Below are 13,458 nucleotides of genomic sequence, written 5' to 3'. Positions count from 1 at the left end.
GAGTCCTGAGGCTGTTGCAATGAAGATGAGAATCAAGGCTTGAAAGCAGGTTTTCTGTTTACGTTGAGTACTCGTCGATTGAAAACATAGGGTTCAACAGTGTTGAGGAGGTGAAGAAGGTAATAGAACAGTCAGAAACAATCGAACAATGGGAGGCAAATCATGAGAAGTATTCGACCATTTAACATGCATGCAGTAAATAGCGTCATTCATTTTATTAGAAATTGCCCATGCGGTTATTGCAGCTGCATGTACTGCAACGTACTGCGTAATTCTCCGCACGAAGCAGAAGTCGGTTCCAATGCGATTGAGGCGATGACGCGTGGTGGCTACTGGTCCTAAATCGAGCAAGACAGCTACGAACGAATATCGAATCTCAATTGAAGGTAACCCTTATCCGCATGCTCTAGCTCTCACCAACCCAGTGGGAGACAACCTCAACATCAAAAGACATGGGTTCACGGGTCCACTAGGACAGCTATTGAGTCTTAAATACACCGTTTATGACGATACAAATGAAAAGCTCTTTACTGTCGTCGACGGTGGCTTTAGTAACATGCCCAGGGTTGCGCTCGTCATCGAACATAAGGAAGTTGCGGTGCTCGATTATGGCCTAAACAGACTTGAGATGAAGTGCATAACGAACATACCGAATTACTCAATAAAAGGTAACTTCCTTTTTGGAGATTACGATATATTCAGCCAACGGGAAGTGAGGGTATCTTCAGTTACCGTTCTTCAATGTGATAAACAATCGTGCTTTAGCATACAGGTTTTTGATAAAGCCGAATTAGCTGCCGCAATTGGCATACCCACAGCCATTGCCCTTCTTAGAGCTCGCATTGAAGAGCATCTCGAATAACTCGCAAATAGCAGTTGGTAGCAACGTTCAGGAGCTAGATAGTTTTTTCTGGCTCCTGAAACTGTATTACATAGTCTGCAAATTGTTCAAAACCATGTCCATGATCCGCAATGATGACGATTCGCTCTTTCATCTCCTGTGCAACCACCGCCTTCAAAAAGGATATCGAAGCATTATCTAAATTGTTGCAAGGCTCATCCAAAATAATAATAGAATAGCTGCTCAGAAAGGCCCTACAAAGTAATAGAGAAGCCAGTTCTCCGCCAGACAAATTGTGTCCCCTAGTTCCAATGATGGGATTGGCTTCAAATAATTTATCGAGGCTAAAACCCTTCAAAAGATAGATGAGTTTTTCAGAGTCAATATCTACAAGACCATAGTAAAGAGCCTTCCTGAAAGTTCCCCCCATTATCAAATGTCTTTGCGGCATAGTTGCGCAGGGTAGCTGGATTAAAGTCAAGCCATCGAAAATGACAGTAGACTCATTAACACACAGTCTGCCAGCAACTGGCGACAATAATCCATTCAATACTTCCAGAAATGAAGACTTGCCACATGCATTAGGGCCGCTTACTAAAACCAGACAAGGTGCCTGTATCGTGCAATCTGGAATTGTTATCCTCTCATTAGTTTCGCTCGACGAAAACGAGAGACTGATTCCTTTCCAACTAATTCGATCAGCGTGATCGAAGCATATCAAATTAGGTTTTCCAGCTTCCAAAAGACGACGTAATTCCAAGACACGGCGCAACGACCTAAACGACGGCTGAAGCTGTGCCCAACAATTCAGAACAAGAGGAAAAGGAGAATAGCATAGAAGCACAAGTTGATAACTCTGCACCGCAATCCCGACCGTCAGCCCGCGCTTTAACACAAGGAAAATAAGCAGCAGAACTGAAAGCAAGCCAGTAATGATGTTGCCAGCGTTAACTATTTCAGTTGCCAATCTCGCAAAGACACTCTCCTCAACTCGAGAGTTCCTGCAGGCTTTAAGCATCTTTTTATAGCGAAGTAATTCCAAGTTAATTGAACGAGAAATTCGAATGTAAAGTCGACAATTTATTAGTTGGGCTAAATAAGCAGAACCCCTCGCCTGGGCCTCCAATGCCTTTTCGCTCTTAGTCGATAGCTTACTAAGAGCGAACGGATATAGAAGCGAAATAAACAATGCCGAAACACAAACAGGGATCAAAAGCAACAAAGAGATATTAGATAGCGCCACAAACGATGCCAAACCCGTCACTACGCACGGAAGAAACGCAGTTGTAAATATTCCAATCATCGGCTGTAGGTTCCCAGCCTCTTCAATGCGCGATAACAGGTAGTCACTGTCTTTTGCTAAAACTAAGGGCCGCTCTAAAGCACGGCGGGCAAGCAATCTATAGAAGCAGTTAGCGCCATCGGAAGCCAATTGCTCCGCATATTTTGATCTGAACAGGTTTGTCACCAGCTCAACTGAGAGCAATACTAGCAGGCCTAACCCAATGTATAAAACGTTACGATAATTAGAGCGAAGCAGGCCATAGTCTATAATCAACGATTCAGCTTTAACAACAAACAGCTCTACCAGGGCAGATAAAATGCAGAGCACCATCAACTTGATTACTGTCGTCTTATTTTGAATAAAAAGCTCTGGCATATGTCCATCCCCTCAACTAATAATTATAGCTAGAAAGATGGCATTTTTATTCTATAGCCTCAAGCAGCACGCTTTGCTGACGTCAAATCTTGTCATTACAAACATGCCCTTTAGCGCTTAAGACTCGTGGTCTGCCAGTCAGCTATGATGCGGGCCCATTTCCTGTGCAAGTCGCGTTCGCGATCGATAAACATGATGGCAAACGCGATAAACAGCAGCACGCTCGCCACCGCAATGGCGCGCAGACCCATGCGCTCAATGCACCAATTGCCCAGCACGGCACCAAACACAAAGGTAAAGATCACACCAAAGTACAGCAGGCCGTTTTCCAAAAAGCCGCGCTTGTGGGTAATGATGTAATCGTCCACGTTTTGCAAGGCATTACGGAGGTTGCCGATACACATGGTCGTGGCGATGCCGTGTCCATGAATCTTGCGGAAGCTCTCGACCTGCATACCGCAGGCAAACGAAGTAAGGCAGTTGGCGAGCAGGTTGTAACCGCCACCGGGGATAAAGCTCACGCCCAGCAAGATGACGGCTTCAAAGAACACCGTCACCTGACGCCAGTGGATCACGCTGCCAAAACGCTCGTGTACCAGGTCGGCAAGCATAATGCCCACAGCAAACGAAACCACAGGGAAGAAGTAACGCCCCGCAAGTGCCCAATTGCCCTCCGAGATGCTCACGCCCACCAGCAGGATGTTGCCCGTCTGCGCGTTGGCGAAAACATGGTCGCGCCCAATGTACGAATACACATCCATAAAACCACCGGCGAGCGCCAGAATGATGCCCAGCTCGATGGACTCCGATATCTGCTTGGCACGCTGCATCGTCGTGCATCCTCCTTGTTGACGACTCTCTCGTGCGTTGGCGGAAACATAGCCGCCGTTCATACTGTAACCCATTGACAACATGGCGTGCGCGCGAGACGGCCCCTTCGACACGGGGATACACAGTCTGGAAACAAACGGCATCCGCATCGACACGCCGATCCGCCAGCCCATGTACTCCACCAGTCTTTTTAGCCCCGTCCCAAAAAGACTGGTTACAATTACGTGCAGCATACAAACACCGGGAGGGATCGTGGCAAAAAAGCCTCAGCACGCTCAGAATAACCAGCGCAGTCAGCAGGGCAAACAGGGCCAGCAGCAAAAGCGCGGCGGCAAGGCCCAGGGCGGCCACGCCGCTCATACCCCGGCAGCGCCCGCCCGTCCCTGGCGCCCGGGCCGCGATAAGTTCCTCCCCGTCAGCCGCGCCGATATGGACGCGCGCGGTTGGGACCAGTGTGACTTCGTCTACATCTGCGGCGACGCCTACGTGGACCACCCTAGCTTTGGTATGGCCATCATCAGCCGCGTACTCGACGCGCACGGCTACAAAGTGGGCATCATCTGCCAACCCGACTGGACCGATCCCGCCAGCATCACCGTGCTCGGTGAGCCGCGCCTGGGCTTTTTGGTCAGTGCCGGCAACATGGACTCCATGGTCAACCACTATTCGGTGACCAAGCACCGCCGCCACACCGACGCCTATACCCCCGGCGGCGAGGAAGGTCACCGCCCCAACCGTGCCGTCACGGTCTACGGCAATCTCATCCGTCAGACGTTCAAGGACGCCCCCATCATCATCGGTGGCATCGAGGCGAGCCTGCGCCGCCTGGCCCACTACGACTACTGGCAGGACAAGCTCAAGCGCTCGGTGCTGCTCGACTCGGGCGCCGACATCCTCATCTACGGCATGGGCGAGCACGCGATTGTCGAGATCGCCGACGCGCTCGACGCGGGGCTGCCCGTCGATCAGATCACCTATATCAACGGCACCGTTTACCGCACGGGTTCGCTCGACGAGGTCTACGACTACGACCTGCTGCCCAGCTGGGACGACCTTGCCGCTGACAAGCTCAACTACGCCCGCAGCTTTAACGTGCAGCAGCAAAATATGGACCCCATCACCGGGCATCGTCTGGTAGAGCCCTACCCCAACAGCGTCTATGTGGTGCAGAACCCACCGTCGGCCACGCTCACCACCGACGAGATGGACGAGGTGGCCGAACTCCCCTACGCACGCGATTGGCATCCCGATTACGACGCAGCGGGCGGCGTGCCAGCTTTTGCCGAGATCAAGTTTTCAATCAGCTCCAACCGCGGGTGCTTTGGTGAGTGCTCGTTTTGCGCGCTGACCTTCCACCAGGGCCGCGTGCTGCAGATGCGCAGCCACGACTCGATCATGCGCGAGGCCGAGCTGCTCACACACGACCCCGAGTTTAAGGGCTACATCAACGATGTGGGCGGACCGACGGCCAACTTTAGCCGCCCGGCCTGCGACAAGCAGCTCAAACATGGCGTGTGCAAGAACAAGCGCTGCCTATGGCCGAGCGTGTGCAAGAACATGGTGGTCGACGAGAGCGGCTACACGCAGCTGCTGCGCGACCTGCGCCAGCTGCCGGGCGTCAAGAAGGTCTTCGTCCGCAGCGGCATCCGTTTTGACTACACCATGGCCGATGCCTCGGACGAGTTTTTGCGCGAGCTGCTGGAGCACCATGTCTCGGGCCAGCTACGCGTGGCGCCCGAGCATGTGAGCGACGCGGTGCTCTCCGTGATGGGCAAGCCGAGCCGCGCCGTCTACGATGCGTTCTGTCGCAAATTTGAGCGCTTGAACCGCGAATACGGACTCAAGCAGTACGTAGTGCCGTATCTGATCTCGAGCCACCCCGGCTCGACGATGAAGGAAGCCGTGGACCTTGCCGAAGCCGTGCGCGACATGGGCTACATGCCCGAGCAGGTGCAGGACTTCTACCCCACCCCGTCCACCATGTCGACCTGCATGTACTACACCGGCGTGGACCCGCGCACCATGAAGCCGATCTATGTAGCGCGCGACCCGCACGAGAAGGCCATGCAGCGCGCGCTCATCCAGTATCGCAAGCCCGAGAACTACAAGCTCGTGCGCGAGGCGCTGGAAAAAGCCGGGCGTCGTGACCTGATCGGCTACACCAAGCATTGCCTGATCCGTCCCGTACCGCCGCGCCCGGGCGAGACGTCTGCTGGCGGTGGGCATGGCACCGGCAAGAAGGGCGGCAAGCCGCACGGTGACGCCGGCGCTGGCAAGGGGCCTAAGGGCAGCAAGGGTCACGGCGGCATGTCGCGCGCGCAGAACACCGCAGGCCGCAACCGCGCAGCTCAGGGGCGTCAGGGTGCCAACGGAGGCGGTCGCCGCAACTAGCGAAGTGGTGCACTCGCTGCGTCCATCCCACACGCTTGGCGCAGCGAGCGCATTGCCTCCACCAGGATCACGCCGGCGATCGCGACCGTGATTATCACGTCGAGCGGCGTGTTCACAAACCACAGCAGGCCCATGAGATACGACCCGGCATTAAAGGCAAAGTGCAGCAGGATCGTGTAACGGAGCTTTCCGGTGGTCACGAGCACCCAGCCAAAGACCAGACCGGCGGCGCCGGCGTAGCAGCCCTGCACCCAGTTCATATGCATAAAGCCGAAGATTGCCGCCTGCAGCACAATCGCCGCGGCGATGCCCCAGGTACTCGGGGCCGCCCAGGGCACCATGGCGCCGTCTTGCACGTTCGCGCGGCGCCGGCGTTTCCAGAGCGGACGGCACTGCGGGTTAAACGCTCGGAGCGAAAACTCAAAAATGATACCGCGCACCAGCAGTTCCTCGCAAAACGGAGCGCCGAGCACCGTGGTCAGGACGGCCAGATAGCTCGTGTCGCCCATGCCCGTCTCCTCGACAAGCTCGCTGTAATCGGCCGCCGCCTCGGGCAACAGCGACAGCACGGCGTCGGTCACGTAGCCAACGACCACCTGCAGGGCAAGGCCGATCACGATAACGCAGGCGATGCGCCTCCATGCTTTGCCTGCTCCCCCGCCAAGCGGGCGCTCGCCCTGCCAGCGCACCATAAACGAGCGCGGCCACAGATAACGCCACCACAGCAGCGCCATCAAAAACGATACCGTCTGCGCGACGGCCTGAAGCAATTGAATGTCGAGGTCATCGATTGAAAAACCCATGAACACCGATGCGACGCCAAGGGCGGAGAACAAAACGACGCTCAGGGCTATATCGGCAGCGACGACGCCAAAACAGGCAAGCGCCCAAATCATCGCATTGAGCATGCCAACCTCCTCAAAACCGTTCCCTAGTTCTACCACAACTCGGCAGAGAGCTGATCCCATGGGGATGGAGGAAAACGGATCACTTATTGATGAGAATCAGGCGCAGTGCCAAAGGCCCCGTTGGGCGAAATGTCGAACGGAAAGGTGCCGCAGCGATTAAACGCGGCGATAAACATGCGGATGGCGTTGGACGGTGTGGTGCCCACGAGCTGGGTTGCCGCCGCGAAGGCCGCCTTTTCCTCGGGCAAGACCTTCGCGACAACCGGGGTCATGTGTTCTGCCATGGCGCTTCCTTTTTGAAACGACGGTGGTGCGGATAGATGCGGGCCACGCGGCTGGGCGACGGGCTGTGAAGGCAACCCGATTGGCCCGCATCTGGAGTTTGTTTCTGCGGCGTTGGTATTACTTGGTATTCCTAAGTATTACCCCGCAGATAGAATACCACAGCCGACCCCATGGGGACGGAGGAAAACGGATCATTTTGTTGCTGAATTAGTATTTAGAGCGTGATGATGTCAGAGATATCGAGAGCCTGAGCGTCGGCGGCATCGTGCGTGGCGAGCAGCAGCATGCGACCGTCGAGCAAGTCGAGCACGACCTCGGCGCATGCGTCGCGCGCAGCGGTATCTAGACCGGTAAAGGGCTCGTCCAGAATCACCGCATCGCCTGGGCACAGCAGGGCGCGGGCAATCTCGACGCGACGGCGTTGCCCGCCCGAAAGCTCGGCCATGCACGCATTCACATCGATTCCCGGCACCAGCAGGCGCAGCAATGCCGCGGCGCTCGAAGCATCCGCACGCGCATCGGCGCACACCAGCACGTTATCCAGCGCCGAGGCGGACTCGACCAAGCGCGCGTCCTGAAACACCATCGAGCACGGCGCGCACTCCCCCGCTGCCAACGAAAGCAGCGTCGACTTGCCCATGCCCGAAGCACCCATCACACAGATACGCCCGCCCGCGGGCACGTTGAGCACCAGACCGTCGAGCGCCGGCGCCCAGGGCGCACAATCGCCCGCAGCAAGCGCAAGCTCCGCCGCAACCCCGCCGCCAGCAGAACCGCCCGCACGCCCGTGCAAGCCGCGTCCATGCGACAGCACCGCCGCACGCCACGCCGCTGGCCCCGAAGCCCGCAGCAGCCACACCAGCACGCGCTCGCATGCCCACGAAGCCATAACAACCAGCACGGTCCAGGCCAGCAAATCGGCAGTCTCAATCAAAAGCTTCGCCTGATAGATGCGCTCGCCCACGGTGCCCGTCGCCATGCCGATCAGCTCCGCCGCCACACCGGCCTTCCAGCTCATGCCAATCACGGCGCGGGCACACGAAAGCACAAACGGCAGGACTTCGCGCCAGGTGTGGGCACAAAACAGTCGCCAGCCCCGCACGCCATGCAGACGAAACATCTGCTCCAGCGGTTTATCCGCTTGCATCAAGCCCTCGACCAACGAAAAATACACGCCCGGCAGAGCCATCAAAAAGACCGCTGCAATGCTCACGCGCGCCGACCCCAACCAAATGAGCAGCAGGACCACCACGCAGGCAACCGGTGTCGCCTTAACAAACGAAAGCGCCGGCGCCACCAAGCGGGCAAACGTCAGCGATCGCACCGAGACTCCCGCCAGTACGCCGCCGCACACCGCGGCAAGCGCCAGCCCGCCCAAGATACGCGCACCCGAGCCTGCCAGAATCGCCCATGTGCTGGCATCGCATACCAGTCGCAGCAACGCCACCACGACGGCGCCCGGCCCCGGCAAAATCAACGGCTGCGCCACCAGCGCCGCCACCAGCATCCACGCGGCAAGCCAAAAGGCGGCGACGGCACCTGCTGCCGCCACCGCCTTCATACGCTCTGTCATTTGTCGAGCAAACGCACGCACGGGCTACTCCAAGTAGTAGAAATCGTCAGCCGGAAGTTTACCACCCACGGCGCTCGCGTCCGCGTCGGACAGCACCTGCAGATACCCGCTAAGCGCCGCCTTCATATCCTTGCCCGTCTGGCAGACAAGCATGCACCCGGGAATCGCCTTCTCGGCGATCTTGGCGTTGTCCACGATGCCGGCATCGGCCACGGCCTGCGCCCAGTCTGCCGGCGCCGCATTGACAGCCTTAACGCTCGCCGCATGGCAGCTCAAGAACTCCGCCACGGCCTCGGGATGTTCCTCGGCAAAGGCACGGCGCACCACGGTCACGCCCGTCAGCAAACGGGAGTCCGTGTCACCCGCCAGTTCGTCCCACGCATCGGTCAGGCTCACCGGCGCCGACAGCTTGCCTTCGCTCTTGGCGATGGCAGCGGTCTTGAACGGCTCCGGCAGCACGCCCACGGCAGACGAATCGGCAAGCAGGGCCGACAGCACCTCGGTGGGCTCGCTCTTAAACTCGAGCGTCACCTGGCCGGTCAGGCCTGCGCGCTCCAGCAGGTAGTTCATGACGTACTCCGGCGTGGTGCCCTTGCCCGTCATATAGACGGTATGGCCCGCCAGATCGCCAAACGAGGCCACACTCGCGTCGCCCGTCACCACATTCAGCACGCCCAGCGTGTTGATGTCGATGACCTGCACCGCGCCCTCGGTCTTGTTGTAGAGCACACTCGCCACGTTGGCGGGCACCAGGGCAATGTCGATATCGCCCTGAATGACCTTGGGCACAATCTCATCGGCGGCAGTATTGATCGCAAAGTCGAACTCATTGTCCGTCTCGCCATCGGCCGCCCGGTCCATAAACTGCACCAGACCAATCGAGGTTGGCCCCTTGAGCGAGGCGACGTGCACCTCGACCGGCTCTGCGGCAGCACCGGCGCCGTCCGTGGCAGCCGAGCCCGCGGCGGACCCGGCACCGGCACCCCCGCCGCCACAGCCCGCGAGCGCAAGCGACAGAGCGCCCGCGGCGAGCGCCGAGGCAAACCCCCGGCGCGACATCTCAAAATCAAACGTACGCATCGCTAGCACGTCCCCTCGTTAGGCATCGACCAGGCGTGATGGTCGGTATGCAGCAGCTCTTCGGCCAGTGGCGAGAGCGGCTCGCCCAAGAACTCGCGGTAGCACGCCTGGACATCGGGATTCTCGTGCGAGAAGCGAATGTCCGCAGCGGCATCCAGGCCCCACAGCACCTGACCGCGCTCGGCTGCCAGCTCGCAGCCGTCGTGGATGGGCTGACCGCCGCCACCGACGCAGCCGCCCGGGCACGCCATGACCTCAACGAAGTCATAGCTCACGCGGCCGTCGCGAATCGCGTCGAGCAGACGAGCGGCGTTGCCCAGCCCGTGCGCCACGGCAACGCGCACCTTGGTGCCATCGATATCGGCCACGGCTTCCTTCCAGCCGTCCAGACCGCGCACATCGGTAAAGAAGTCGGCATCGGGGTTCTTGCCCGTCACCAGGTAATAGGCCGAGCGCACGGCGGCCTCCATCACGCCGCCCGTGGCGCCAAAGATCACACCCGCGCCCGTGCCAAAGCCCAGCGGCGTGTCGAGCGGCTCCTCGGTAAGCGTGTCCACGCCCACGTGGTTCGCGCGGATCATGCGCACCATCTCGCGCACCGTCAGCGCAACGTCAACGTCGGGCGTACCGTCCTCGCCCACCATGCTCGGCAGCGCACGCTCGGCCTTCTTGGCCGTACACGGCATCACGGACACCACAAACAGGCGCTCGGGCTCCACGCCCAGCACCTTTGCGTAGTAGGTCTTGGCGATGGCGCCAAACATCTGCTGCGGCGACTTGGACGTGGACAGGCTGTCGACAAACTCCGGATAGCGCGCCTTCACAAAGCGCACCCAGCCCGGGCAGCAGCTCGTAAACATGGGCCAGCCGCGACTGTCGCCCTCGCCCTTGGCGGCCTTACCCAGGCGCTCGAGCAGCTCGGAGCCCTCCTCCATAATGGTGAGGTCGGCCGAGAAATCGGTGTCGAACACGTACTCAAAGCCAACGCGGCGCAGCGCGCAAGCCAGGCGCTCGACGGTAGCCTCCTCGCGCGGAATGCCGAGCTCCTCGCCCCAGGCGCTACGCACGGCCGGCGCAATCTGCACCAGCACGATTTTGTCGGGATCGGCGAGAGCATCGAACACGGTCTCGGTATCGTCGCGCTCGCGCAGTGCGCCCGTCGGACAATGTGTAATGCACTGGCCGCACGCGACGCAATCGGTCTTGCCGATCGGCGCGCGCCCGCGGGTACCCACGGCGGTATGCGTGGCGCGGTTGGTCAGATCCCAAATCCCTAAGCCCTGCACGCTCTCACACACCTTGATGCAGCGCATGCATTTGATGCACTTGTCGTTATCGCGGATGATGGGGAAATCGAAGTCCCAGCCCTCGCGCGCCAGGTGCTGCTCGTACGGCAGATAGAAGATGCCCAGGTCGTTGGCGATGGTCTGCAGATTGCAGTTACCACTGCGCACGCAGCTCGTACAGCGCGAGTCGTGCTGGGACAGCAGCAGCTGCACGTTGGTGCGACGGGCCTCGCGGGCCTTGGGGCTGTTGGTGTGGACCACCATGCCGTCGAGCACGTAGTTGTTGCAGGCGGCAACCAGCTGGTCGCAGCCCTCGACCTCGACCACGCACACGCGGCAACCGCCAATCTCGTTTAAATCGCGCAGATAGCACAGGGTGGGAATCTGAATGCCGGCGGACTTGGCCGCGTCCAGGATCGTGGTGTACTCGGGCACCACGACCTCGCAATTATCGATCGTGAGCTTGACCATGTTGAGTGCTCCGCTTTCGGTGTTGTCGCTGACAGTGGTTTTGTTGGGCTCTACCATTCCAGGTTCCTCCCTCCGCGGAACGCGCCAAAGCCAAAGTGGTCGCAACGCAGGCAGCGGCTTGCCTCCTGGCGTGCCTCCTCCTCGGTAAGGCCCTGCTCGACCAGATTCCAATCGTGGATGCGCTCGCCGGCCTCGCGCTCGCCCAGCTCGCAGCGGCCGCACTCGTGCTTGCCCTTAAACTGGACGGTCGGCAGCTCGACCTCGAGCTTGATCTTGTGGTCAAAGCCCAGGTAACGGTCGATATTTGCCGAAGCCACGCGGCCGGCGTTGATGGCGCGGATAACGGTGGCGGGGCCGGTCTGGCAGTCGCCGCCGCTAAAGAGGCCGTCGAAGTTGGGCACGGCGCCGTCCGAGTCGGTGACCACGCAGCCCCACTTGCAGGCAATGCCCATGTCCTCAAACGGCTTGGAATCGATGTCCTGGCCAATGGCCACAAACACGCGCTCGCAAGGAATGACGCGCTCGGGCGTGGCGGCGGCACGCGGGGCCGGACGCCCACGACGGGGCTCGCCGATAATCTGCGGCTGCACGCGCAGGCCGCTCACGCGACCATCTTCGCCCGTCTCGATGGCGAGCGGAGCCGTCAGCTCCAGTACCTCGCAGCCCTCGGCCTGGGCACCGGCGATCTCGGCGTCCTGGGCTGTCATATCGCAGATGCGCCGGCGGTAGACGATGCTCACCTTTTCGGCACCGCAGCGCACGGCGGAGCGCGCCACGTCCATGGCCACGTTACCGCCGCCGATGACGCACACGCGCTGGCCGCTCAGGTCGGGCAGCTCGTCATCGCCGATGGCGCGCAGCATCTTGACGGCCGACTCCACGCCGAGCGCCTCTTCGCCCGGAAGGCCGAGCTTCTTATCGCTGTGGGCGCCAATGGCCAGGTAGACGGCATCGAACTCGTCGCGCAGGCGGGCAAGCTCCTCGCCGTTGACGGAGTGGTCGAGCTCCACGTCGATGCCGGCGCTCAAGATCCAGTCGATCTCGGCCTGCAGGCGCTCGCGCGGCAGACGATAGCTGGGGATGCCATAGCGCAGCATGCCGCCCAGGTGGTGGCGCTGCTCAAAGATGGTCACCTTATGGCCCATCACGGCCAGGTAGTAGGCGCAGGAAAGGCCGGCCGGGCCGCCGCCGATCACGGCGACGCGCTTGCCGGTGTTGTCCACTACATGCGGCTTGTGGTCGTTGAGGTCACTGTGCTCGACGGCAAAACGCTTGAGGGCGAGGATGTTCATGGGGTCGTCGACCATGCCACGGCGGCAGTGCATCTCGCAGGGATGCTCGCACACCAGGCCGCAGACAAGCGGCAGCGGATTGTTCTTGCGGATGACCTTGACGGCGTCGGCATAGCGGCCGGCCTCGACCAGCGAAATGTACCCGGGAATGTCGACGTGCGCCGGGCAGCCCGAGACGCACGGGACGCGGGCCTCGCGGTCAAAGCCGCAGGAGTGCTCGCGAATGTGGTGCTCAAAATCGTCGTGGAAGCCACGGATAGCCGTGAGCGCCATGGCGCCGGCCTCGTAGCCGATGGCGCAGTCGCTCGAAAGATAGATGGTGCGGGCAGTGCGCTCAATCAAGTTGAGCGTGGACTCGTCGGCGCGGCCCTCGAGCACATCGGCGAGCAGATCGCTCAGCGCGCTCAGGCCCACGCGACAGGGCGTGCACTTGCCGCAGCTCTGGGTGGAGCACAGGTTGACGAGCGCCGCCGTAAACTCAACGGGACACGGGGCGAGCGAACTCACCGCCAGACGACGTCCGAGCGCATCGTGCAGGTCGTCCATGACGGCCTGAGCGTGGCTGCGTTCCATTACGTGCAGTCGTGCCATAAGATCCCCTCTCATGCGGCAGCCCGGAGGCGAGACCGGGCGAAGTTGCTACACGCACAACACTGACCTAAAAAGTTGTTAGGTCTCCACGCAGTTCGGCAGGCGGTATGAAATGTCACCCTCGGCGGTGAAATAGAACATTACCGCAGATAAATGCCATATTTGATAAAACGCGTTACCAAATGACAATGCCCCGCCCACGCAATCGCGTGGACGGGGCATTGCTCCAGGTATGCGGCCGGCGACCCT

At 59.7% G+C, this 13,458-nt stretch carries 10 protein-coding genes; 2 read left to right on the top strand and 8 right to left on the bottom strand.

The features are described from left to right. Positions 1–322: 322 nt before the first annotated feature. On the top strand, positions 323–862 hold the full coding sequence (locus DW661_RS08560) for a hypothetical protein (protein ID WP_147356448.1): 540 nt from the start codon (positions 323–325) through the stop codon (positions 860–862). A gap of 34 nt (positions 863–896) precedes the next feature. On the opposite strand, the gene DW661_RS08555 is transcribed toward DW661_RS08560, so the two are convergent. Both DW661_RS08555 and DW661_RS08550 read right to left on the bottom strand, forming a co-directional pair. Further along, positions 897–2,501 (bottom strand): ATP-binding cassette domain-containing protein, encoded by a 1,605-nt coding sequence (locus DW661_RS08555; protein WP_118935355.1) that lies wholly within the window; start codon positions 2,499–2,501, stop codon positions 897–899. A gap of 110 nt (positions 2,502–2,611) precedes the next feature. Beyond that, entirely contained in the window at positions 2,612–3,331 is a 720-nt protein-coding gene (locus DW661_RS08550; RefSeq protein ID WP_118935354.1) for a YoaK family protein, read from the bottom strand. Positions 3,332–3,584: 253 nt separating this feature from the next. Here DW661_RS08550 and DW661_RS08545 point away from each other — a divergent pair, with 253 nt between their 5' ends. Continuing rightward, positions 3,585–5,723, top strand: a complete 2,139-nt coding sequence (locus DW661_RS08545) for a YgiQ family radical SAM protein (RefSeq protein WP_233541085.1) — start codon at positions 3,585–3,587, stop codon at positions 5,721–5,723. Here DW661_RS08545 and DW661_RS08540 read toward each other — a convergent pair. The 6 genes from DW661_RS08540 to DW661_RS08515 form a co-directional block, all read right to left on the bottom strand. After that, positions 5,720–6,631, bottom strand: a complete 912-nt coding sequence (locus DW661_RS08540; RefSeq protein ID WP_158568434.1) for a CPBP family intramembrane glutamic endopeptidase — start codon at positions 6,629–6,631, stop codon at positions 5,720–5,722. The genes DW661_RS08545 and DW661_RS08540 overlap by 4 nt on opposite strands. A gap of 83 nt (positions 6,632–6,714) precedes the next feature. Beyond that, complete coding sequence (locus tag DW661_RS08535) at positions 6,715–6,915, bottom strand: hypothetical protein (RefSeq protein ID WP_117583961.1); 201 nt, start codon at positions 6,913–6,915, stop codon at positions 6,715–6,717. A 215-nt stretch (positions 6,916–7,130) separates the two neighbouring features. Next, positions 7,131–8,510 carry an ATP-binding cassette domain-containing protein gene (locus DW661_RS08530; RefSeq protein WP_147347868.1) on the bottom strand — a complete coding sequence of 460 codons (1,380 nt, stop codon included), beginning with the start codon at positions 8,508–8,510 and terminating at the stop codon, positions 7,131–7,133. 3 nt (positions 8,511–8,513) lie between these two features. After that, positions 8,514–9,569: an ABC transporter substrate-binding protein gene (locus DW661_RS08525; RefSeq protein WP_118935352.1), complete on the bottom strand. Its 1,056-nt coding sequence runs from the start codon at positions 9,567–9,569 to the stop codon at positions 8,514–8,516. Between the two features lie 2 nt (positions 9,570–9,571). After that, positions 9,572–11,326: an NADH-dependent [FeFe] hydrogenase, group A6 gene (locus DW661_RS08520; RefSeq protein WP_118935358.1), complete on the bottom strand. Its 1,755-nt coding sequence runs from the start codon at positions 11,324–11,326 to the stop codon at positions 9,572–9,574. Positions 11,327–11,376: 50 nt separating this feature from the next. After that, positions 11,377–13,209: an NAD(P)-binding protein gene (locus tag DW661_RS08515; RefSeq protein ID WP_118935351.1), complete on the bottom strand. Its 1,833-nt coding sequence runs from the start codon at positions 13,207–13,209 to the stop codon at positions 11,377–11,379. Positions 13,210–13,458: the final 249 nt, after the last annotated feature.

Source organism: Collinsella sp. AM24-1 (assembly GCF_003470325.1).
Taxonomy (GTDB): Bacteria; Actinomycetota; Coriobacteriia; order Coriobacteriales; family Coriobacteriaceae; genus Collinsella.
The sequence above is the reverse complement of the archived record's forward strand: the minus strand, read 5'-3'. Positions and strand labels throughout refer to the sequence as shown.